Source organism: Halomonas sp. KHS3 (assembly GCF_000830495.1).
GTDB classification, from domain to species: Bacteria; Pseudomonadota; Gammaproteobacteria; order Pseudomonadales; family Halomonadaceae; genus Vreelandella; species Vreelandella titanicae.
The window spans coordinates 333,445-356,650 of the sequence record NZ_JWHY01000003.1; the positions used below are offsets into that span (position 1 = coordinate 333,445).

Here is a 23,206-nt window from a genome sequence, read left to right on the forward strand (position 1 = left end):
GTATCATGTCAGCTTGCTTGACACTTTTTCAACACAGGAATCAGCGCCTGAATAATCAGCGCCAATGAAACAGAACCGGCATCAGGCGTACCCACACTTTTTTCAGCCAATGGGCGTGCGCGGCCAACACGGGGAATTAATTGCTTGGTAGCCTCAGCCGCCTCACTCGCTATGCGTGCAGCAGACTCCCAGCAAGCCAAAGCTGCCTGGCCTTTCTCAGCTTCCCAAGACAAGGCATCGGCAAAAGGCACCAACACATCAACAAGCGTTTTATCGCCCAACTCTGCCTTACCGAATGCCATGACTTGCTGGCGGGCATTGACCACACCAGCAGCAAGACGCTGCTCTGAGAGCGGCTGCTCATTGCCAAGCGACTCACCTATCGCTTTTAAGATCACCCGCCAGATAGCACCAGAGGTACCGCCCGCCTTATCAGACCAGCGCTGACCAGCCCACTGCAGCACTGTCTCGGCGCCCGCCCCACCATTGAGCGCCTCTTTGGCCGCTTCAAGCGCAGCCTTGCTACCCCGCTGCATACCAATGCCGTGATCACCATCGCCCGCCACAGCATCAATTTGGCCTAGCATCTCGCAGTTTTCATTGACCGTATTTGCGAGCACTTCGAGCGCCTCAACAACGCCCCTGGCTAATGCCCGCGAGGCATCGCTCGCCTTGGGAATCTCATCTTCGACAACCACCTCGACTTCGGCCGGATCCAGCGCCTGCGCTGGTGTCACGCTGCCTTTTCGATAGCCCGGCGCATCCGCAGCGGCAGTCCACAGCGGCTCCATGTCTTTATCAATCCAGAACAGCGTCAGCGAAACCCCGGCCATATCAAGACTGGTTACCAGCTCGCCCACATCCGGCTCGACGATGATGACCCCAGCTTTCTGCAGCAGCTCGTCAACCTTACGATAAATAACGAACAGTTCTTCATACTTAACGGTACCCAAGCCATTGAGTATCGGCGCCACCCGGGCCCCCTTAATATTGATTCCTTCTGGCACCTCTTCCAATAATCGGGTAACGAGGATGTCTGCCAAGCCATCTGCGGAAGGGATATCCGTCTCACTAATCCCCGGCTCACCATGAATGCCCAGCCCAATAGCCATTCGGCCTTCGGGCACATGAAAGAGCGAATCGGCTGCCCCTGGTAACGTGCACCCCTCAAACGCCACCCCAAAAGAGCGTGTGCAGCGATTAGCCTCTTTCGCCACTTGAACTACTTCTTCCAGTGACAATCCCTTTTCTGCTGCAGCGGCGGCGGCCTTGAAAACGGTTAGATCACCTGCGATGCCCCGGCGCTTATCAAGCTCCGCCAAGGGTGCACTGGCGACATCATCAGTGACCAGCACGATTTCACAGGGAATACCGTCCGCAATCAAACGCTCGCGCGCTTCACCAAAATGCAGCACGTCCCCCGCATAATTCCCAAAAGAGAGCAGCACACCACCGCCGTTGTTGGCGGCTTTGGCGACGGAATAAACTTGCTGTGCAGAAGGCGAGCAAAACAGATTTCCCATGACCGCCCCATGGGCCAACCCTTGCCCGACCAACCCCGCAAAGGTGGGGTAATGGCCACTACCACCGCCAACCACGACCGCAACACTATCTGGCTGGCTGCGCGTACTGCGTACGACACCTCCCGGCACAGCCATCAGCTTATCGCGATGAGCAGCTACTAAACCTAAACGAGCTTCTTCAGGGAAATCATTTGGATCATTAAATAGGCGTGTCATTATTATATCCTCTGGAGTGAGGCCAAACTGCGTGATCACAGCTTGCATGCTGTTGTTATTAATCAGCGTCGACGAATATGAGCGATACCACGGTTACGGAGTATTCAATCGAGACTCATATTCGTCAATCTTTGCTATTTTTAATTCGGAATTTCCACCCGAAAAGTGGCTGCCCAAAAAGGTTGCCACTATTGATTTAGCCAACTCTGGCCCAATCACTCTGGATCCCAGCGTGACAATCTGTGCATTATTACTGGTGCGCGCCTTTGCTGCTGAGTAAGTATCGTGTGCCTGCGCAGCGCGGATACCGGGCACCTTATTGGCAGAAATAGCCACTCCGATTCCCGTGCCACATACCAGTACTGCACGATCGAAGCGCCCCTCCTTAATCGCCGTAGCCACCTCAAAGGCAACATCGGGGTACAGCACCGGCTGGGCATTAAAAGTGCCAAAATCTTCAACCTCGTAGCCTAACTCTCGGATATAACCAATAAGAATCTCTTTCAAGTCGTAAGCGGCCTCATCACCGCCAATGGCGACTCTGAGAGAAGACGTCGCACTAGACATTCATGCTCTCCCTTTCTAGGAAATAGAAACGCGGACGACTAACAACGATGAATACCACCACGCAGTTGCCAGCCGTCTACTGACGCTATTCAATCTATCACTAACCGATCATTTGTAAACACACCGATCATAAGATCTAGTTATATTTTTTTGGAGGATTCAGGATAAAAATCAAGAAACAATCAATAATATATTGATAATAAAAGAATTACTTGGATATAAAGCATTATCTACCAAGCATTATACTTTTGTTCAATGACCTTAAAATCGATTTAAGCGACACGCTGATTTGACTAAATCGGTCTAAATGGACAATCATTTGAACACAGCATGTTCATTTTCAAGGAGAGTAGGCAATGTCGCTTCTGGATGGATTACGCGAACACTCATTGGTCGTGGCCGACACGGGCGACTTGGATGCCATAAAACGCTATCAACCGCAGGACGCTACCACTAACCCCTCTTTGATTCTCAAAGCCTTCGAACTGCCTCGCTATCAAGAGCTGATCGACAAGGTGCTTGCTGAATCATGTCGTGATGAGAGCGACCTAAGCCGGATAGTTGACCAACTTTCGGTTGCGATTGGCGGACAAATTGCCAATGTGGTACCTGGACGAATATCGACAGAAGTGTCCGCACATCTCTCTTTTAATACCCAAGCCAGTATTCACAAGGCCTACGAACTGATTGAGCGCTATGAAAAAATGGGTATTAATCGCAGCCGTGTGCTGATCAAGCTCGCGTCTACCTGGGAAGGGATCCGTGCGGCTCAGCAATTAGAGCGTGAAGGCATCAATTGCAACTTAACGCTCCTGTTCAGCGATGCTCAGGCCCAGGTCTGCTTTGATGCAGGGGTGTACCTGATATCGCCCTTCGTTGGCCGCGTTAGCGATTGGTACCAAAAGACAACAGGTGAACAGTTCACACCAGAAGAAGACCCTGGCGTGCTATTTGTAAAGGGGATTTGCGAGAGGGCTGCCACTGGTCATTATGACACTGTCGTCATGGGGGCAAGTTTTCGTACCACCGATCAAGTATTAGCGTTGGCGGGCTGCCATCGCCTGACCATCTCTCCCGCACTGCTAGAACAGCTTGATAGCATGGAAGGAGAGGTGGCCTCAAAAATCCAGCAGAAAACTGTCACTCGTAAAGCATTCACACCGCTATCAGAAGCTGGCTTTCGTTGGCAGCATAACCAAGATGCAATGGCCAACGAGATGCTGGCTGACGGGATCCGACGCTTCGCCAGCGACCAACAAACATTAGAGTCGCTGATTGCTCAACGCTTGGCTGCTCGCGCCTAACGACACGCTACTCAATATAACAACTAAGGTATCACTGCTATGAATAACCGTTTTGAGCTGGCCAATGCCATTCGCGCCCTGTCCATGGATGCCGTTCAGAAGGCCAAGTCCGGCCACCCGGGCGCCCCCATGGGTATGGCTGATATCGCCGAGGTGCTATGGAATGACTACCTCAAGCACAACCCCGAAGACCCCAAGTGGGCCGATCGCCGGCCACCCGGGCGCCCCCATGGGTATGGCTGATATCGCCGAGGTGCTATGGAATGACTACCTCAAGCACAACCCCGAAGACCCCAAGTGGGCCGATCGCGACCGCTTTGTGCTCTCCAATGGCCACGGCTCCATGCTACTTTACTCGCTGCTCCACCTCAGCGGCTACGAGCTAAGCCTGGAACAGCTGCAGAATTTCCGCCAGTTGCACTCCCCCACCGCGGGCCACCCGGAATTCGGCTACGCGCCAGGCATTGAGACCACTACTGGCCCGCTGGGCCAGGGCTTTGCCAACGCCGTGGGGTTTGCTATCGCGGAAAAAACCCTGGCGGCGCAGTTTAACCGTCCCGGTCACACCATCGTCGATCACCACACCTGGTGTTTCCTGGGTGACGGCTGCTTGATGGAAGGCATCTCCCACGAAGCGGCCTCGCTAGCCGGTACCCAGCAGTTGGGTAAATTGATCGCCCTTTACGACGACAACGGCATCTCTATCGATGGCGAAGTGGAAGGCTGGTTCACCGACGATACCGCCAAGCGTTTTGAAGCTTACGGCTGGCACGTGGTGCCCAATGTGGATGGTCATAAACCTGAAGAGGTGAAAGCCGCTATTGAGCTGGCCAAGAGCCACGACGATAAGCCGAGCCTGATTATCTGCAAGACCATCATTGGCTTTGGTGCCCCTAACAAGCAGGGCAAGGAAGACGCCCACGGCGCCCCCTTAGGCGACGACGAAGTGGCCCTGGCACGCACTCAGCTCGACTGGCCCCATGCGCCCTTCCATTAACAAGCAGGGCAAGGAAGACGCCCACGGCGCCCCCTTAGGCGACGACGAAGTGGCCCTGGCACGCACTCAGCTCGACTGGCCCCATGCGCCCTTCCATATTCCCGAGCCGATCTACTCCGCCTGGGATGCCCGTGAAGCGGGCAAAGCGGCTCAGCAGGCGTGGGACGCGCGGTTTGCCCGCTACGCGGAAGCCTTCCCCACNCGAGCCGATCTACTCCGCCTGGGATGCCCGTGAAGCGGGCAAAGCGGCTCAGCAGGCGTGGGACGCGCGGTTTGCCCGCTACGCGGAAGCCTTCCCCACGGAAGCGCGGGAGTTCACCCGCCGGATGAAGCGCCAGTTACCCGCGGAACTGCCCACCGAAGCCTTGATCGAGCAGGCCCAAGAGCGCGGCGAGACCATTGCGTCACGCAAGGCCTCCTTCGAAGCACTCAATGTGATTGGCCCGCAAATGCCGGAACTGCTGGGTGGCAGTGCCGACCTGGCACCTTCTAACCTGACCTTCTGGAAAGGCGCCCAAGCGATCACCCCGGAAGACGCCAGCGGCAACTACCTGCACTACGGTGTCCGTGAGTTTGGCATGGGGGCGGTCATGAACGGCATCGCCCTGCACGGCGNAGCGATCACCCCGGAAGACGCCAGCGGCAACTACCTGCACTACGGTGTCCGTGAGTTTGGCATGGGGGCGGTCATGAACGGCATCGCCCTGCACGGCGGCCTGGTACCTTACGGTGCGACCTTCCTGATCTTTATGGAGTACATGCGTAACTCGATCCGCATGGCGTCGCTGATGGGCCAGCAGGTGATTTACGTGTTTACCCATGACTCCATCGGCCTGGGTGAAGATGGCCCGACCCACCAACCCATTGAGCAGCTCACCAGCCTGCGTACCACGCCGAACCTCAATACCTGGCGCCCCTGTGATGCGGTCGAAACCGCCGCCGCCTGGGATGCGGCGATTAAGCGTCACTCCGGCCCCACGGCGCTCGTACTGTCACGCCAGAACCTGCCTCACCAGCAGCGCACTAAAGCGCAGTTGGCAGCCATTCAAAACGGGGCTTATGTTCTTAAAGACCCGGTTCTGAAAGATAGCGAAGGCACGCCCAAAAAGCCGGAGTTGATTCTGATTGCCACCGGTTCTGAAGTCGGCCTGGCGATGGACGCCGCCGCCGAGCTCGAGCAGCAGGGCAAAGCGGTACGCGTGGTCTCCATGCCCTCGGCTTATCGCTTTAACGGCCAGGACGCCGAGTACCGTGAGAGCGTGTTGCCCAAGGCGGTGACCAAGCGTATCGCCATCGAAGCCGCCCATGCCGACTACTGGTACAAGTATGTGGGTCTTGACGGCCGCGTGATCGGCATGACCACCTACGGCGAATCCGCCCCGGCGGGGGACCTGTTCAAGCACTTCGGCTTTACCGTCGAGAATGTGGTCAAGCAAGCGAATGAACTACTGGGTTAAATCTTAAAAAGCAGGCACAAGCTCAAATCTGGCTCCTCACTTTGCTATCAAACGAGAGGAGCCAGCTTTATTGAGGCTGTTTAGTAAGGCTGCGGAATCTCGCCGTCGTCATCATCGTCGCGCATACGCGCCTGGCGTTCCGCCTCTTCCTCTTTAGCATCGTCGATGACTTCCATCAACTCATCGACGTTAGCGATATGGGTGTCGGCATCGAAGTGGCCGGTGAGCTTGCTATCTGGGTGTAGTTCACCGGTTTCGTACAGCGCCCACATCTCTCTGCCATATTCGGTATTCAGAAGTTCAGGAGCGAACTGGCCAAAGTAATTGCGCATGTTATCCACATCGCGATACAGCATTGCTGCCGCGCTGTTATTACCAGCGGCGTCAACGGCCTGGGGAAGATCGATAATCACCGGACCGGAGGCATCAACCAGCACGTTAAATTCCGACAAATCGCCATGAATCAGGCCCGCGCACAGCATTTTAACCACGTCTTGAATGACCTTGGCGTAGTAGGTCTCGGCCTGCTCTGGCGTTAGCGTGACTTCGTCCAAGCGCGGCGCGACGTTGCCTTCGGCGTCGCTGATCATCTCCATCAACAGTACGCCGTCTACAAAACCATGAGGCTCGGGCACCCGAACACCCGCCGAGGCAAGACGGTAGAGCGCGTCGACTTCGGCATTCAGCCAAGCCTGCTCCTGCTCTTTCTGGCCGTAACGGGTTTTTTTGGCCATCGCCCGTGAACGGCGGCTATTGCGCTCTTTACGCCCCTCTTGATATTGAACGGCCTGTTTAAAGCTACGCTGTTTGGCCTCCTTAAATACCTTGGCACAGCGCACTTCTTCACCGCAGCGCACCACGTAGACCTGCGCTTCCTTGCCACTCATTAACTGCACCAACACCTCGTCGATCATTCCATCATCGACCAGGGGTTGTAATCGCTTAGGGATTTTCATGGTTAGCTGCGTCGGCTCCTCTTTGGTACGCGTTCAATAACGGATACGGCGAACACGGAAAGCCCGCCCTTTTAATTTATCACGCTCGAGTTTGGCCTGAGCTTGTTGAATCACATCGCGGTCAACGGCCACATAGGCACTGCGGGCGAGCACTTTAATTTTACCCACTTGATCGCCGCGCAAGCCGCCTTCACTGGTCAGTGCGCCAAGAATATCGCCGGGGCGCAGCTTGTCTTTTTTGCCACCGGCTAACTGCAATGTCGCCATTAGCGGCTCGAACGGCACCGAGTGCTGCGGTTTAGGCAAGGGCTCAGTTTTAATCGCCTGCTCCAGCAACCCTTCCAGTCGCTCCAGCCGGTAACTCTCTTTAGGGGTTACCAGCGTACAGGCAATGCCACTGGCCCCGGCACGCCCGGTGCGACCTACCCGGTGCACGTGAACATCAAGCTCGCGGGCAATTTGGTAGTTAAACACGGCGTCCAGCTGGGCAATATCAAGGCCGCGGGCGGCAACGTCCGTGGCCACCAGAATAGACGCACTCTGGTTAGAGAACAGAATCAGAATGCGATCACGATCCTTCTGCTCTAAATCGCCATTGAGCGCCACGGCGCTAAAACCAGCATCGGTCAGTTGCTCAGCCACTGCCTGGGTTTCGCGCTTAGTGTTGCAGAATACCACGCTGGTCGCGGGCCGATAGACCAGCAGCAGTTGGCGCAGGGCGTCAAATCGCGCCTCTTCATTGGCGACACTGTAGAAGTGTTGTTGAATCGTCGTGGCATCGTGCACCTCGGCGATTTTCACCATCACCGGTTCACGCATGACGCCACGGGTCATCTCGGTTAGACCGCCCGATGTCTGCTCGTCTGGGAAGGTCGCGCTGAACAGCAGCGTTTGACGGTCAGTTGGGGTCTCGGCAATGATGTCATCAATGGTTGCCTGGAAGCCCATATCCAGCATGCGATCCGCTTCATCTAACACCAGCATGGCGAGGGATTCCAGAGTGAGCGAGCCTTTGCGCAAGTGCTCGTCAATACGCCCTGGTGTGCCTACGACAATGTGTGCCCCGTGCTCCAAAGAGCCGAGCTGCGGGCCAAAGGGCGCACCGCCGCAGAGGGTCAGTATTTTTACATTGGCCATGCCGCGGGCTAAACGGCGCAGCTCTTCAGCCACCTGGTCAGCGAGCTCCCGGGTAGGACACAGCACTAGGCCTTGCACCGCAAAGCTCTCGACTCTCAATTTAGCCAGCAGTGCCAAACCAAACGCCGCCGTTTTGCCTGAACCGGTTTTCGCCTGCGCCAGCACATCGCGCCCGGCCAGCATCGGCGGCAGGCTCTCTGCCTGCACCGGCGACATTTCGTGGTAGCCAAGGGACGCAAGGTTGCTCAGCAGAGCTTTTGGCAACGCTAACGAGGAGAAAGAGGAGTCAGACACGATATTACCTTGCTTGGGCCACAGGTAGATGGCCATCGGAAAACAGCGCACGCAGCCTAAAAGACAAACGACACACGCAAATATTACCGCACCATACCAGAAAGTGCCCGGGGCTGCGCCGCCATCACAGTGACATCAGGTTGCCAGGGGCACAAAGGTAGCCTGACTCAGCGTGGCTAAATCCCCCGGGGCCAGCTCGATTTCAAGTCCACGACGCCCGGCGCTTACATAGATACTGGCAAAGCTTTCGGCAGAGTGATCAATAAAGGTGGCCAAGCGCTTTTTCTGACCCAGCGGGCTAACACCTCCCAGCACATAGCCGGTTGTGCGCTCGACTTCCGACGGTTCCGCCATGGTCGCTTTCTTTGCGCCGGCGGCTTTAGCGATCTGCTTTAACCCTAGTTGGCCATTCACCGGCACAATGCCTACCGCCAGCTGTTTGCCATCCAGCTTTACCACTAAGGTTTTAAAAACCTGCTCCACCGCGACGCCCAGTTTTTCTGCCGCCTCCAATCCATAGGAGTGCGCGGTGGCGTCGTGATCGTACTCATGGATTTGAAAGGCAATGCCTGCGTGTTTTGCACTATTGATAGCCGGTGTCATGGCGTTCTCTTCATTAATAGCGTTGATACGATGACTTTACTGAATGGCACACTTCGCCCGATAGGTTAATAGCGCGACAGGCAAATGGAAGTCAACCGGTGGCTGGGCATGAATGTTAGGGTTTGTACGAAAAGTCGGCGAGCGAAGACTAGACAAGGCAAAAATCAACGAGAAAGCGGAGTTTACGGAGTGTAAATGAGCATTTCGATCGGACTCGCGCACGAGGCGATTTTTAACGCAGTATTGTCGAGCGCAGTCAGTTTTCGTACAAAGCCTAGTACGCTATGAATGGAAAGCTGAGCACCAGTGACTATGCTTAAAGATGCAATGCTCAATAGTGCAGTAGGTAAACGGAAGCTAAATGAAAGGAGTTCAACAATGCCAGCAACCTCCAAGGCGCAACAGAAAGCGGCGGGCGCGGCACTATCCGCTAAGCGCGGAGAAACCAAGCCCAGTGAACTTTATGGTTCGTCTAAAGAGATGTATGACTCCATGAGCGAGGAGGAGCTAGAAGATTTCGCGAGTACACAGCGCAAAGGCAAACCGGAAAAGAAACAGGATTAACTATCCTCTTTGCGTATAAAACCGCCAGCTTAGCGAAGCTGGCGGTTTTGGTTTTACTAACGACTACTGCTTGCAAGGCACCACTTTACGCAGGGTGTCTTTTGCCCATAACGTTTGGCCATCCGGCGTACGGCCATGCTCATTCCAACGTTCGGCGGTTTCCAGGCAGAACGATCCGGCGCTTTCAACGCTCGCATCGCGGTTAGCCGGGCGCTCACCGCCAATCCGCATAACATCAGGATTGTCGGTAGTATAACTTGGCGCAATGGTAGAGCTTGCACAGCCAGCGACCAGTGCGGTCAGTAGCAGTACGGGTAAACAGCGGCGCAGTGGCATGTTTTTACAACCCTCAACGTAGCACTATTAAGCCGACACCTATTGTCGGTAGCGCTAAATAGCACTGCCTGTAACAGAACGTCAATCTTTTTTCACCCTTCTCAGCCAGCGACTAAGGTAAGACTGGTAATAGGGCGCAGGTTTAGCCGTTTACAGCGCTTCTCTACACTCTCCACTATCTCTTGAGCGTCGTCGAACTGCTGCTTGTCGAGCTGGATATCGACCATTAAAAAGCTGCCCACCTGGGCCAGGCGCACATCGTCGGCAGAGACATCAAAGTCAGCTATATCCTCCACCACATCACGTCGCACGCTGCTGCATGAACCGCCAAACATCAGCTCACGCAGTGCTCCCTTCACCATGCGAACCGGCATGGGCAAGAAGTAGCCTGCAATGATCAGCACCATCACCGGGTCGGCAAAGCGCGCGTAGCTGGCCCATGGCGACTGGGTTAACAGCCAGGTAAGCCCAAACCCCAACATGACAGCGGCACTTAGCCAGGTATCCATCTGCCACTGACGTAGCTCGGCGGTCAACAGCGAAGAGCGCGCTACACCGGCGTAGCGCGCCAGCCACCACCAAGTTAATAAACAACCCGTGACGTTGACCACGCCAAACATCAGCGCCAAATCCAGCGTGACCAACCGCCCACCAGCGAGCAGGCTCCATAGCGCGGAGACCAATGACACGATACACACCATCGCGATCACTACGCCTTTGAGCAGCACTGCAAGCGGCTCTACCGTCAGCCGCCCAAAGGGGTAGTGTTCATCCGCAGGTTTACGCGCCTGCTGAAGTGCAAACAGAGACAACGATGCCAGCACAAGGCTCAGCAGCGAGTAGCCGCTGTCAAAAAGAATCGTTATAGAACCGCTGGTTAGCCCTAGCGTAAGCCCGGTAAACGCAAATAGGCTGGCTGAAATGGCTGAAAATCTTAGCGCACGGCGCTCGGCAACAAAGGGGGTCACGCGGATAACTCCATCACATTAGTCGGATTGTGCGCCATAATAGTGAAGAGTTATGACAATCACGAATCGCTCAGCGCCAAATTAACTGGCGCTCAAGGCGTTAAACGAGGCGACTATGCGTGCAGAACAGGTACAGGCCTTTATTGATGTCACCGAGCATGGCTCCTTTGCCGCAGCAGCAAGACATACCGGCCTTAAACGGAGCACACTGAGTGCCGCCGTCAATGCGCTTGAGGATAGCCTGGGCGTGGCGTTATTTGAGCGTTCGGGCAATAGCCTAACGCTCACCGCCGTGGGCGATAGCGTGCTTCCTGACTGCTACCGCCTGCTGACCAGCGCAAGCCGAATCAAAAAACACTGCCACCAGCATTTGCAGGGCGTTGAAAGCCAACTCGGCATCGCCCGTGATGACGCCCTGCCCGAGGTGTTTTGGCGTCAGGTAATGCATGATTTAAAACAGCAGTTTCCGCTAACCGCGATTTCGGTGTACCTGGTGCCACCCCAGGAACACACCCATTTTGTGCAGCGCCAAACGGTGGATATTGCCTTCGGTCTGTATACCGCTGAAGGCATTGATACCAACGCGGCCAACCTTGCTCCCGTCAGCATGCGTTTAGTGGCAGCGCCCCATCATCCTTTAAGTCGCCTCCCTAGCGTTAACCGCGACGACTTGGCCCAGTACACCCAAGTGTGTTTGACCTACGTACAGGATGACAAGCTGATCAGCGAGGCGCTGTTTTCAGGTAATTATCTGGGTTTAACCATGTTTGAGGTAATCCGCGACGCCGTCATCAATGCAACCGGCTGGGCCCTGCTGCCTTACCCGCTGGTTAAAGGCGCCCTAGAGGCTGGCACGCTCTGCACGCTAAATCACGATCTAGTGCTAGACAGCCACTATTACCGCTATGTGGAGAGCGATAACCGCGGCGTGGTGGCCACCGCCTTGTTAAACAAGGTGGCGCACTTCTTGGCCTCCCAGAACTGATACCCAGTGCTAACTGACATATCGTTGAAATCTTTTTTATGGAAAAAAACACCAAAGCCTTCCACGCTATTAAAAAGAGCTAAATAAGGAGACGCCAGGACACGCCACGTGAGGAACACTGGTAAGTGTCATCCAGACGTAATACGCACCTGCCAGTGTCGAAGTTGCCGTCAACCAAGGAGTGATTCCAACGATGGTACGAATCGATAAGAAAGCCACTCGGCTGTATGTGTTGGACACCAATGTCCTGATTCATGACCCCACCGCGCTCTACCACTTCGATGAGCACGATGTCGTTATCCCCATGACCGTCCTGGAGGAACTTGATAAGCACAAAAATGGTGTACGTGAAATTGCCCGCACGGCTCGCCAAATCAGCCGTACGCTCTCCGACCTTACCAGCCAAGTCACCTTTGATGAGATCCAACGCGGCATTCCGATTCCCCGACTCAGTGGCGACACAGGACGCCTGCACTTTTTATGCTACAACGATTTAAAGCTGTTTGATTCCCTCGACGATAGCCCCGACAACCGCATATTGGCGGAAACCTGTCGCCTACGCGAAGAACGTCCCGACGCCTCGGTCATTCTGATCACCAAAGACATTAACCTGCGCGTTAAAGCCGCTGCGCTGAAAGTACCGGTGGAAGATTATCTCAACGACCGCGCCTTCTCCGACAGCGACGCCATGATTGAGGGCGCCCAGGTCTACGCCTCTGCCGGCCAGCATGGCGCTTCACTGTGGGAAGCGTTGAATGTTGATGTCACAGTGGAACGACTCGATCACCACACTTTCTACCAACTCACCGGCACTATGCCCCGCCACTGGCACGTGGGCATGCTGGTCTCGGATAGCGAAAACGGGGCGGAGTTCGAAGCAATCGTTCGTGAACTGGGGCCCTCTTCGGCGCGCCTGCAATTGCTGACGAACTATCGCCACCACGCGGGCGTTTGGGGCGTTCACGCCCACGACAGTCGGCAAAACTTCACATTAAATCTACTCATGGATCCCGATATTGATCTGGTTACCATTGCGGGTAATGCCGGTACGGGTAAAACTTTTATGACCCTGGCCGCCGCCTTTCAGCAAACCCTGGATGCCAAGCTGTTTGAGCGTATTGTGTTTACCCGCGCGCCAATCCCCATGGGCGAAGACATTGGTTTTCTACCCGGCACCGAGGAGGAGAAGATGTCACCGTGGATGGGTGCCTTCCACGACAATATGGATAACCTGCTGCGCAACGAGGAGGGAGAAACCAGTTGGGATAACGGCGCCACGCGGCAGTTGATTGGTTCACGGGTACAAATCCGCTCGCCGAGCTTTATGCGCGGTCGTACCCTAAACGACACCTTTTTAATCATTGATGAGGCGCAAAACTTCACCCCCAAACAGCTTAAATCGCTAGTAACACGGGCGGGGCGCAATACCAAAATCGTCTGCCTGGGCAATGTCGGGCAGATTGACACCCCCTACCTTACCGCCAACACCTGCGGCATGGCCGCAGTGGTGGAGCGCTTCCGTGATTGGCCCCATGCCGGGCATATTACGCTGAAAAGTGTTGAACGCTCGCGCCTGGCCCTGGCGGCGGAAGAACTGCTTTAAGCTTTCTTCTTTAAACCTGCTTTTTTTAAAACCAACTGCCTCCCACCGCTGGTGGGAGGTGCTTCTCCACACCCTCAGGTATCGTTACTCTCCTCAATGTCCTTCCACGGCCGGGGGGCACCAATGGTATCCGCGGCAAACGCCTCGCGTTCACCTAACGGACGCGCCTCGCCAATGGTGGTGTCAGTGAAGGTTTGCCGCTCCATCTCACAGTTGACTTCCGCACCAAACAGCACCACAAAGGCAGAGAGCCAAAACCATAGCATTAGCGCCACCACTGCCCCCAGTGAGCCATAAAGCTCGCTAAAGGTAGAGAAATAGCGCACGTAGAGCGAAAGCCCACCGGAACCTAACAGCCACATCCCCGTTGCCAGCAGCGTCCCATAACTTAACCAACTCCACTGGGCCGAGCGCCGATAAGGGGCGTAGCGGTAGAGCAGCGCAATCAGCATGCTCATCACCACTAACAGTGCAGGCCAGCGTAGCCATTGCAGGATTTGATCCAACGGAGGATTAATCGCCAAGGAGTTGACCAGCACCGGTACGATGGCAATAAACGCTAGCGAGATCAGCGTCATAAAAATCAAACCAAAAGTCAGCGCGACCAATACCGTACTACGGTGTAACAGGCTGCGTTTTTCAGTTTCGCCGTACACCACGTTAAGGCCAATAACCAGCACCGCCACCCCTTTGGAAGCGATAAACATCGCAATCAGCAGCCCGGCTAATGCGCCCAGAAAATTACCCGATTCCGCACTCTCCACGACCTTTTGAGCCTGCTGATCAATCAGTTTGGCAGCATCCGGCGGCATGAACCGGCTGATTTCATACAACTGCTGACCGGCTTCATAAGGGTCAAACAGTAACCCCCAGAGGGAAATGACCGCGGCGATAGTGGGAAACAGCGCCAGCAAGGCGTAAAAAGCCACACCGGCGGCCAGCATGGTCAGGCGGTTACGACGAGCGGCGCGCACTACCCGCCAAGTAATATCGTGCCAACCCCGCTGGGGAATATCACCAGGTACCTGCGCCCGGCGACCGCGCGGGAGCTTACCCATAGCAGGCTCCTGACAAGTACAGTCCACACAGTCGTCTCATCGCTGACCTTCCCACATCATTAGCGCCGCAAGCAGCACGGCAAGCAACATCATCAGCCCACTGACATGGTGACGCAACCAGGACTCCGTCGACAACAGGTGAGTTAAATGGCCCATTAATATCTCTTCAGTTTTTTGTGCGCTTGCCACGCTCGCCGCTTTAAGCTTGGCGCAGTAGTGCCCAAGCCGTCGTATTGGCACCAATGCAGCGCCGACCATCCCCGCATAGAGCCACCATAGATCTCCCGCGGGGAGGGATTTACCCTTAAGCGGGCGCGTTAATAGCCAGCCCACCCCGGCGAAAAGTACCCCCACCGGGAATGGCCACATAATCCCCAACCACTCTTTAAGCGGCGGCATCTCAATACTGCCCGCAGGGAGGGGAAGCCAAAGTGGCGTGAACAGCGCTGCCGCTATGGCAACTAACCAGGCGCCCCACTGCTCTCGGTTACTGCCTCCTTTATGGCGCTGCTGCCACTGACGCCATAGGGCAACGCTTACCAGAGCCGCGGTGCCAACAGCCGCCCAGCTGAGCAGTTTGATTAACGATTCATGATGCATTTCGTAGAGTGGTCCCTTCACACCCCACTTGCTGATCATGCCCGCCCCAATGGCACCCGCAAGCGAGATACCCGGCAATGCCAGCAAACCCCAGACCAACGGCAGCGGCCACCGGGGTAGATGCTCACTGATACTGGTGCCCATAAACAGTGAGCCTTTGGCCAGCGCGTGGTGGGCAGCAAACAGCACCAAGCCTGGCCACAGCAACGGCCACACCTCTGGCGCGACTAATCCCATGGCCACCAAAGCAGTCATCATGCCCATCTGGCTGATACTGGAGTAGGCTAAAACAGCTTTAGGATGACGCTGAAAAACGCCATACAGCGCGGCGCCAAACGCTGCCGCCAGCCCTGCCATTAACATGATGTTGCCAAACTGGGCTAAGGAAGCTGAAATCTGCTCATCACCTAACGGCAGCACACTAATCCAGCCCAGCAGCCCTGCTTTAATCATCGCTCCGCTAAGCACCGCGCTGGCAGGGGCCGGTGCCACCGGGTGAGCTAACGGTAGCCATACGTGTAAGCCAATAGCCCCTGCTTTCACGCCAAAGCCCAAGCACAACAAGGCGGCCATCCATGCGCCTTGCTCTGCGACTAAAATGCCTTCACGCAGGCCTTGCAACGTTAATGTGTCAGCTTCACCGGCTGCCCATAGAAAGCCGCCTATAATAAGCCCTTCACCCACCACGGCTAACATCAAATAGGCCTTGGCCCCCAGCCGCGCCTCTGCGGTACCGCTATGCATTACCAGTGCGTAGGCGGCGAAGGTCATCAGCGCAAAGCCTAGATAAAAACTGGCGATATCCTGGGCAATAATCAGTAGTACGTTGCCCAGCAGTGTCAGCGGCCAAAGCAGCGCTAAGCGCAACAGGCGTCGCTGAGTATCCTGATCCCCCTCCTGGGCCTTCGCCTGTTCCGTCGCAAAATAGCCCCTCGCGTGGATGGCTGCCAACCCCCAGAGCAGCGCGGTAAACGCAAGCCAGGGGCGGCTTAGCGAGTTAAGCGCCCATTCGCCGCCTAGCATCCAGGCATCCATCGTCCACTGCGCTTCACCGCCATAGGCTAGCAGCAGCGCTGGCCAAGCGGCGCTTAGCCATAGTGCTGAAAAATAGCTCTGATAAGCAGCCGGAGCGCGGTAGGCGCTCCATAGCGTCCAGCCGATGACGACCAGCGGCCAAAGTAGCGCCAGGGCAAGCAGCATGGTCATCATGGCAGATACTCCCCGTTGGCTACCCGAGCCGCCCAATCCAAGGGGCTAAAGGGGAGCCCGGCAAACAGCCCGGCCCCCAAACTCACCAAGGCGGTAAACACCATCGGTAACAGCAGCCAACTATGAGTTTCAAAACGGCCTAGACGCTGCTCTTTGGGCCAACTGCCTTTGCCATGGGCAGGCCCTGAACGGAACCATAAGCGGTGCACAATGGGCAAAAAGTACATAGCATTGAGGGTACTGCTCGCCACTAGCACGGCGACGACCCAATACATCTCGGCCTGAATCGCGCCAACGCCGAGGTACCACTTGGTAATAAACCCCGCCACGGGCGGAAGGCCAATCATGCCAAACGCGCCGATAGTAAACGCGATGCTGGTCAACGGCATACGCTTACCAGCACCGTCCATTTCATCAATACGATGGATCCCCAGCTCTTCGGCATAGTTGCCCGCACAGAAGAATAGCGTGACCTTCATTAAGCCCTGATGCAGCAAGTGCGCTAAAGCACCGACGGTGCCGAAAGGGCCAAACAGGCCTATACCGAGAATGACATAGGAGACCTGACTGACGGTGGAGAACGCTAGGCGGGGCTTGAGCTCCTCTTGGGCAATGGCCCTTAATGAACCATAAATAATCGTAAATGAGGCAGCTACCGCTAGCGCGGTAATAACGCCGAGCTCCACGCTCAGCTCAATGCCAAACAGGTCGTAAACTACCCGCAGAATCCCGAAAGCCCCCGCCTTCACCACCGCTACCGCGTGTAGCAGCGCACTCACCGGCGCGGGGGCAACCATTGCCCTGGGCAGCCACCCATGCAGCGGTACCATGGCCGTTTTTACCGCCAACCCACCCACTAGCAGGGCAAATATTAGCGTTAGCAGACCGCGATGATCGTTTAAATAGTCGCCCAACCCCTCTTCTGAGGAGAATGACTGATCCCCAGTCAGGCTATATAGCAACACGGTGCCAAGCAGCAGTACCACACCGGCGCTTAAGGTGTAGCGCAAATAGACGCGCCCGGCATCGAGTGCTTGCTGGGTACCGTTATGAACCACCAAAGGGTAGGTGGAGAGCGTCAACATTTCGTAGAAAATCAGGAAGGTAAACAGGTTATCAGCCAGCGCAATGCCGATCGTGCTCGCAACGCAGAGGCTAAAAAAGCCAAAAAAGCGCTTCCGATTAGCTGAACCTTCCAAGTAGCCAATGGCGTAGATTGTGGTGCATAGCCAAAGCAGTGACGATAGTCCGGCGAACATCACCCCCAACGCATCGCTGCGCAGTACGAAATCAACGCCACCGATCACTTGAAAGCTAAAAATATCCTCATGCCCCGCGGCGACCCGCCTGACCATAAGAGTAACCAGAATAATCTTAACCATTGCCGCCGCTAGGTTAATCGTCGTGCGCAGCCGCCGGGCGTCTTCCGGCAGCGCAAAGATAATCACCACCACCAATAGCGAAGTGGCCAGAGCCGTTAGCGGTAACCAGGCGGCGTTCATGGGCTACCTCCATGCATCAATTCCAGCGGGAAATGCGCCAATAACCCTAGAGCGAACGCAATCAGAGCAAGCGTTAGTGCGATCAGATCCATGCCCGGCGCCAAGGGTTGATAACGATGCCGTGGGGCCGTCTCATCAAAGCAGTAGCGAAACATGCGAAATATATAGGCAGCAGTGAGCAGCGTACCGGTTAAAAGCGCGGCCACCGCCCACCACTGCTGGGATATCACCATCGCCTGTAGCAGCATCCACTTGGCGGTAAACCCCGAGCTGGGCGGCAGCCCCATCAAAGTAATGGAGGCAATACCAAACACTAATAGCGAAAGCGGCAAGCGGCGGCTGGTACCGGCCAGGCCTTTGAGCGTGCTCTTCCCGGTGGCCAATATCAGGTTACCTGCAGCCATGAACATGGCGGCTTTAGCAAAGGCATGGCCCATTAGCTGCAGCCAGAACCCTTCCCAAGCCAAAGCGCGGGGTAGCGGGGCAATATCCGGCCCCAGTAGTAGCGGAAAAGCCACCATCAGGTAACCCAGCTGACCTACGGTAGAAGAAGCGACCAGGGTTTTAAGTGAATCGGTACGCCACGCCAGTAACCCGCCCCATACAATCGCCAGCATGCCTAACCAAGCGATAACACGCGGGGCGTAGAAAGTATCGGGGAGCAGAATGCTCCACAGCTGCAGCAATATAAACAGCGACGCCTTGATCACCAGCGCCGCATGCAGCGCGCTCACCGGTGTCCAGGCATTCTCGTGGACAGGAGTCAGCCAGGCATGCAGTGGAAACAGCGCGGCTTTCAAGGCCAGCCCCGCGCCTATCAATGCGGCGGCAAACCACGCCACCGGCCCAGGCTCGACGACCTCAGCCAAGCCCTGCAAATCCAACCGCCCCCAATGGCCCAAAATCAGCGCGACCCCGAGTAAATAGGTTAACGAGCCCATCAGGGCCAAGAGCAAATAGCGCATTCCCGCCACCAGCGCGGCTACCTTGCCCGATAACATCAGCATGCCGACCGCCGCAAGGCCCATCAACTCCAGCCCGGCATAGAGGGTTAACAGGTCAGTGGCCAGCCAAATTAACGAAAGCGCACTCAGCACTACGCCCATCAGCGGCCACAGCCAGCGTGCCAACGGCCCGGTTTCGCTTAAGCGCAGATACCCTGGCGTATAGATCGCTGCCGCAACACCAATCACCTGAGTCATTAATAGCAACAGCACGCTCAGCCCGTTTAAGCGCAGCGACAGCTGAACGCCTGCTATGTCCCAATGCCAGCGCAGTAGTCCCGCTTGATCGTAAGCAGATAGCAGCATTAGCCCAGAGGCCAACACCGGCACACTCGCCAGCACCACGGGCCATGCCCGCTTAGGGGGGAATAGTGCTGCCAGCATGCCCAGCATCAGGGGTAAGCCAAGCGCAACTAACAGCGCCCAGTGAGTAGAGAGAAGGGGTTCAAAGGTGCTATCGAAAAGGCCAAAGCGCCAAATCATGTGGCGCCCTCTTCAGGTTTACCGTCACGCCCCAAAGCCTCGACCCCTTCGAGATGTACAAGCTGCCGAATCAACAGCGCACCCAGCATTGACCCCAGCCAGGCGACTAGCAGCCCTACACTAATTAACGCCTGAGCAGTCGCCGAGGTACCTGCCACGCCAGCCAGTAGCATAAACACCGCCGAGCCGAGCAGATTAAACGCCAGCAGCCGACGCAGCAGATGACGGTGTAGCGCAAACGCCCCTAAGGCAGTAGCGGCAATCACCACCCCGGCAACAAGCAGCGGATGCTCTGAAGGTGCATACGCCATATCGGCGACTACATAGCGGATCGCGGCGCCGACCATGACAAACCAAGCCAGCGCCAATACCACCCGCATTGCCACCCGCGACCAAGGCTCGCTGAATTTATCGCGCTCTAAAGGCGAGGAAGCGCTGGGTACAACATGGCCCAGGGCATAAAAAAAGCAGGGCCCGGTTAGCCCTACCCCTAGCACCAGCTCGACGGCCGCCAGCCAGGGAGCACCGAGCTGCCACCAGGCCACAGTCATTGCGGCCGTAAAAGCCACAAAAAAGTAGCAGGCGCGCACCAGGTGGCGATCAAACAGGCTCACTAGCGCTGATGCCGTGAGGAACAGCGCCAGCAGCACTTCTATTGCGTCAAGAGAGTGTGTTGCATCAAAGAAAGCTATCATTCGTTTTCGCTACATCCTTGCATCGGTCACGAATAGGACGAGGCGCTTAGTTTAGGCGAGAACTCAGCCATTTGCCGATATCATTCACCTGCTGGGGGCAGAGCGCGTGGGCCATAGGGTATTGGCGGTAGTTGACCGCGTAGCCCATCTCTTTTAAGCGGTCGACACCGCTACGACCCAGGCTTTCAGGCACAATGGGGTCAAAGTGACCGTGCTGCACTTCTATAGGGATTTGACGATTGGCTTCCGCAAGATCGATATTGTCGGCGGTCGCGAAGTAAGTCGACATGGCTAATAAGCCCCCTAGCGGCGCGGGGAAAGTCAGCGCGGCGTGGTAGGCAACAGCGCCACCCTGCGAAAAGCCCGCCACAATAATGCGTTGGCTATCGATGCCCTGGTCGATCTGCTCTTGAATCAGCACTTGGATTCGCTCAGCAGATTTCTTGAGCTGAATCTCATCGACCCGACGCCCCAAATCCATGGCCAAAATATCGTACCAAGCGGGCATCACCATACCGCCATTAATCGTCACCGGCAGGCGTGGCGCATGGGGCATGATAAAGCGCACGTGAGAATCTTTAGGCAGCGCTAATGCGGGCACCAAGGGTTCAAAATCGTGCCCATCCGCGCCTAAGCCGTGAATAATAAACACACAGGCATCGGCGGGTTGACCATCTTTCGGCTCAATAATCAGTTCGCCAGGAGCAGTCATGACATCGTATTCCTTATTCAAAAAGGGCCACCCTAGCGCAAACCCGCGTTAACAGCGAGCCATGGCATGCTTAAAAAGGCCACGCCACGTTTAAAAGGGCCACACGAGGGGAATCAAAACGAGCGCTATGGCACCCGTCAGTATATTTAATCCACCGCCCAAACGTAGAAAATCGCTCACCCGGTAACCACCTGGGCCATACACCATCAGGTTGGTTTGATAGCCGATGGGGGTTAAAAAGCTCGCTGAGGCGGCAAACATTACCGCCACCACATAGGGCATCGGGTTCACGCCCAAGCTTTCGGCCGCGCTCATCACCACCGGAAAAATAATCACTGCCGCTGCATTGTTGGTCACCAGCTCGGTGAGCAGCGCCACCACACAGTAAGTGCCTACTAACAGTAGCAAAGGGTTTCCGGCCACTAAGGTGAGCACTCCGCCGGCCATTACCTCGGCAGCACCAGAGCTTTGCAGCGCGGCCCCCACCCCAAACGACGCGGCAATAGTGAGCAACACCTGGGTATCCAAGCCACGCTTGGCGGCGCCCACCGAACAGCAGCCCGTTAGTAGCGCCAATGCCGCCCCCAACATGGCAGCGTTGAGCATGCTCAGCACACCGAAGGCGGCGAGCAGTACGGCACCTAACAGCACTCCCCACGCTAGCGGCGCCTTCTCATGGATCGGCCGCGCTGCGCCATTTAACTCACTAATCAGCAGAAAGTCCCGCGACTGACGATGACGCTCAATAAAAGGAGGACGCGCCTCCAGCAACAGCACATCGGCAGGCTGCAGCCGCACTTGGCCAAGATTACCCTTAACCCGTTCACCGCCACGGCAGATCGCCAGCACTGCTGCCCCATAAAGGGTTCTAAAGTGACCATCGCGAATACGCTGGCCAATAAACTGGCACTGATTTGAGACCACCGCTTCGACCAAGCGACGCTCTTTAAACTCTTTCTCCAAACTGGAAGTACCATCCCGGGAAGGGATTAAGCCACGAATTTGCTGCAACTCCACCGCCGCATCAGAGGTACCTGCAAACACCAGCCGATCGCCACCTTTTAGCTGCTCGCCAGGCCCAACAACGCTAACCACGTTGCCTGCGCGCTCAATCTCAACCAGAAACAACTCCCGCAGGTGGCGTAGTCCCGCCTCTTCGACAGTGCGATCCACCAGCACTCCTGCCGGGTCGACTTCCATTTCGATAGTGAACTCGCGTGGGTTGGCAAACGCATTGGCCAGCCCTTCCCTGGCAGGCAACAACCGCGGCCCGAGCAAAATAAGATAGCCAAGCCCTACGACGGCGACGGGAACACCGACCCAGGCCAAATCCAACAGGCCCATACCGAGTTCTGGGTAACGCTCCAGCAATAGCCCGTGCACCACCAAGTTCGTGCTGGTACCAAAGAGCGTGATGGTGCCACCGAGGATAGAGGCGAAACTGAGCGGCATCAGCAGCCGCTGGGGAGACAAGCGCAGCCGACGGCTCCAGCTCATGACCGCGGGAATATAGGTAGCGACAACCGGGGTATTATTGACAAAACCGCTAAGCGTGGCCACGGGGAGTAGCAGGCGAACCAACGCGCCTCGCTCGCTTTTTGGCCGTTTGAGCACATAGCGAATGATCAGGTCGATGCCGCCGGTTTCGCGAATGCTGGCCACCAGCACATACATAAACGCCACGGTAAACAGGCCGCTATTGGAGAAGCCCCCCAGCGCCTGCTGTGGGTCAATCACCCCCAGCGTCATTAGCAAAATCACCGCGCCCAGCAAAATAATATCCGGCCCCAGGCGTGAAAAGGCCATCAACGGGAAGATGGTGAGCACCACCCCGACCGCTATCCAAGCATCCAGCGACATAACCACGACATCCTTAACAAATAAGCATGGCGGTATTGTGAAGCCAATCGCATATTCTAAAAAGTTATTTTTAGAAACATTTAAAGATCTAAATGGAATATGGTGTGAGGTGTGAGGTGTGAGGTGTGAGGTGTGAGGTGTGAGGTGAGGTGAGGTGAGGTGAGGTGAGGTGAGGTGAGGTGAGGTGAGGTGAGGTGAGGTGAGCTAAGTTTAGGTTACAAAACCTAAAAAGCGAAAACCCCGCGCTCGGCGGGGTTTTCTGGTCAATCAACGCTAGGCGGTGATTGTTAACACCTTAGTAAAGGAATTAACCTTCTACTTTGATGTTAGAAGCCTGAAGGCCTTTTTTACCCTGTGTGACGTCGAAGGAAACCTTCTGGCCGTCTTGCAGGGATTTGAAGCCTTCTGCCTGAATTTCTGAGAAATGCGCGAACAGATCGTCGCCATTGTCGTCAGGAGAAATGAAGCCGAAACCTTTAGTGTCGTTGAACCACTTAACGGTACCAGTTGCCATGATCGAAATCCTCAATGTTGCTAATTAAACCGGGAAATACCCGAATTGCAGTGGGTATA

The 23,206-nt window shown here is 55.8% G+C and carries 19 protein-coding genes and 1 pseudogene; 5 read left to right on the forward strand and 15 right to left on the reverse strand.

Going from position 1 to position 23,206, the window contains the following annotated elements:
- Window positions 1-8 precede the first annotated feature (8 nt).
- Both RO22_RS10415 and RO22_RS10420 read right to left on the reverse strand, forming a co-directional pair.
- On the reverse strand, window positions 9-1,739 hold the full coding sequence (locus tag RO22_RS10415; protein ID WP_041158284.1) for a dihydroxyacetone kinase family protein: 1,731 nt from the start codon (window positions 1,737-1,739) through the stop codon (window positions 9-11).
- A gap of 93 nt (window positions 1,740-1,832) precedes the next feature.
- On the reverse strand, window positions 1,833-2,306 hold the full coding sequence (locus RO22_RS10420) for an RpiB/LacA/LacB family sugar-phosphate isomerase (protein ID WP_027959983.1): 474 nt from the start codon (window positions 2,304-2,306) through the stop codon (window positions 1,833-1,835).
- A 356-nt stretch (window positions 2,307-2,662) separates the two neighbouring features.
- Between RO22_RS10420 and tal the strand changes: the two genes are divergently transcribed.
- On the forward strand, window positions 2,663-3,610 hold the full coding sequence (gene tal, locus RO22_RS10425; RefSeq protein WP_041158285.1) for a transaldolase: 948 nt from the start codon (window positions 2,663-2,665) through the stop codon (window positions 3,608-3,610).
- Window positions 3,611-3,649: 39 nt separating this feature from the next.
- A pseudogene (locus tag RO22_RS10435) lies at window positions 3,650-6,064 on the forward strand (transketolase family protein).
- A gap of 80 nt (window positions 6,065-6,144) precedes the next feature.
- On the opposite strand, the gene RO22_RS10440 reads toward RO22_RS10435, so the two are convergent.
- The 3 genes from RO22_RS10440 to ybaK all read right to left on the reverse strand — a co-directional run bounded on the left by RO22_RS10440 (window position 6,145) and on the right by ybaK (window position 9,054).
- Window positions 6,145-7,020 (reverse strand): PA4780 family RIO1-like protein kinase, encoded by an 876-nt coding sequence (locus RO22_RS10440; RefSeq protein ID WP_009288324.1) that lies wholly within the window; start codon window positions 7,018-7,020, stop codon window positions 6,145-6,147.
- 33 nt (window positions 7,021-7,053) lie between these two features.
- The gene (dbpA, locus tag RO22_RS10445) at window positions 7,054-8,487 is read right to left on the reverse strand and encodes an ATP-dependent RNA helicase DbpA (protein ID WP_190374810.1); all 1,434 of its coding nucleotides are present in this window, start codon (window positions 8,485-8,487) and stop codon (window positions 7,054-7,056) included.
- Window positions 8,488-8,586: 99 nt separating this feature from the next.
- The gene (gene ybaK, locus RO22_RS10450; protein WP_022522462.1) at window positions 8,587-9,054 is read right to left on the reverse strand and encodes a Cys-tRNA(Pro) deacylase; all 468 of its coding nucleotides are present in this window, start codon (window positions 9,052-9,054) and stop codon (window positions 8,587-8,589) included.
- A gap of 378 nt (window positions 9,055-9,432) precedes the next feature.
- Between ybaK and RO22_RS10455 the strand changes: the two genes are divergently transcribed.
- Window positions 9,433-9,618: a DUF3008 family protein gene (locus RO22_RS10455; protein WP_022522460.1), complete on the forward strand. Its 186-nt coding sequence runs from the start codon at window positions 9,433-9,435 to the stop codon at window positions 9,616-9,618.
- Between the two features lie 63 nt (window positions 9,619-9,681).
- On the opposite strand, the gene RO22_RS10460 is transcribed toward RO22_RS10455, so the two are convergent.
- Both RO22_RS10460 and RO22_RS10465 read right to left on the reverse strand, forming a co-directional pair.
- Entirely contained in the window at window positions 9,682-9,954 is a 273-nt protein-coding gene (locus RO22_RS10460) for a hypothetical protein (protein WP_022522459.1), read from the reverse strand.
- A 101-nt stretch (window positions 9,955-10,055) separates the two neighbouring features.
- Window positions 10,056-10,922 carry a cation diffusion facilitator family transporter gene (locus tag RO22_RS10465; RefSeq protein ID WP_041158286.1) on the reverse strand — a complete coding sequence of 289 codons (867 nt, stop codon included), beginning with the start codon at window positions 10,920-10,922 and terminating at the stop codon, window positions 10,056-10,058.
- 115 nt (window positions 10,923-11,037) lie between these two features.
- Here RO22_RS10465 and RO22_RS10470 point away from each other — a divergent pair, with 115 nt between their 5' ends.
- Together RO22_RS10470 and RO22_RS10475 are read left to right on the forward strand one after the other, a co-directional pair.
- Entirely contained in the window at window positions 11,038-11,907 is an 870-nt protein-coding gene (locus RO22_RS10470) for a LysR family transcriptional regulator (RefSeq protein ID WP_027958543.1), read from the forward strand.
- Between the two features lie 193 nt (window positions 11,908-12,100).
- Window positions 12,101-13,510 carry a PhoH family protein gene (locus tag RO22_RS10475; RefSeq protein WP_027958544.1) on the forward strand — a complete coding sequence of 470 codons (1,410 nt, stop codon included), beginning with the start codon at window positions 12,101-12,103 and terminating at the stop codon, window positions 13,508-13,510.
- A 74-nt stretch (window positions 13,511-13,584) separates the two neighbouring features.
- On the opposite strand, the gene RO22_RS10480 is transcribed toward RO22_RS10475, so the two are convergent.
- The 8 genes from RO22_RS10480 to RO22_RS10515 form a co-directional block, all read right to left on the reverse strand.
- A complete protein-coding gene (locus RO22_RS10480; protein WP_035538190.1) occupies window positions 13,585-14,568 on the reverse strand; it encodes a YihY/virulence factor BrkB family protein in 984 nt (327 codons plus the stop codon).
- Window positions 14,569-14,604: 36 nt separating this feature from the next.
- Window positions 14,605-16,377, reverse strand: a complete 1,773-nt coding sequence (locus RO22_RS10485; protein WP_041158287.1) for a complex I subunit 5 family protein — start codon at window positions 16,375-16,377, stop codon at window positions 14,605-14,607.
- A complete protein-coding gene (locus tag RO22_RS10490; RefSeq protein ID WP_039860489.1) occupies window positions 16,374-17,879 on the reverse strand; it encodes a complex I subunit 5 family protein in 1,506 nt (501 codons plus the stop codon). Before RO22_RS10490 ends, RO22_RS10485 begins: the two co-directional genes overlap by 4 nt.
- Window positions 17,876-19,366 (reverse strand): complex I subunit 5 family protein, encoded by a 1,491-nt coding sequence (locus RO22_RS10495; protein WP_052475596.1) that lies wholly within the window; start codon window positions 19,364-19,366, stop codon window positions 17,876-17,878. Before RO22_RS10495 ends, RO22_RS10490 begins: the two co-directional genes overlap by 4 nt.
- On the reverse strand, window positions 19,363-20,061 hold the full coding sequence (locus RO22_RS23845) for a hypothetical protein (protein ID WP_052475597.1): 699 nt from the start codon (window positions 20,059-20,061) through the stop codon (window positions 19,363-19,365). The genes RO22_RS10495 and RO22_RS23845 overlap by 4 nt, the downstream gene beginning before the upstream one ends.
- Before the next feature lie 46 nt (window positions 20,062-20,107).
- Window positions 20,108-20,773 carry an alpha/beta hydrolase gene (locus RO22_RS10505; protein WP_027958548.1) on the reverse strand — a complete coding sequence of 222 codons (666 nt, stop codon included), beginning with the start codon at window positions 20,771-20,773 and terminating at the stop codon, window positions 20,108-20,110.
- A gap of 90 nt (window positions 20,774-20,863) precedes the next feature.
- Window positions 20,864-22,633, reverse strand: coding sequence for an SLC13 family permease (locus RO22_RS10510; RefSeq protein WP_041158288.1), 1,770 nt, complete (start codon window positions 22,631-22,633; stop codon window positions 20,864-20,866).
- A gap of 307 nt (window positions 22,634-22,940) precedes the next feature.
- A complete protein-coding gene (locus RO22_RS10515; RefSeq protein ID WP_022522448.1) occupies window positions 22,941-23,147 on the reverse strand; it encodes a cold-shock protein in 207 nt (68 codons plus the stop codon).
- Window positions 23,148-23,206 lie beyond the last annotated feature (59 nt).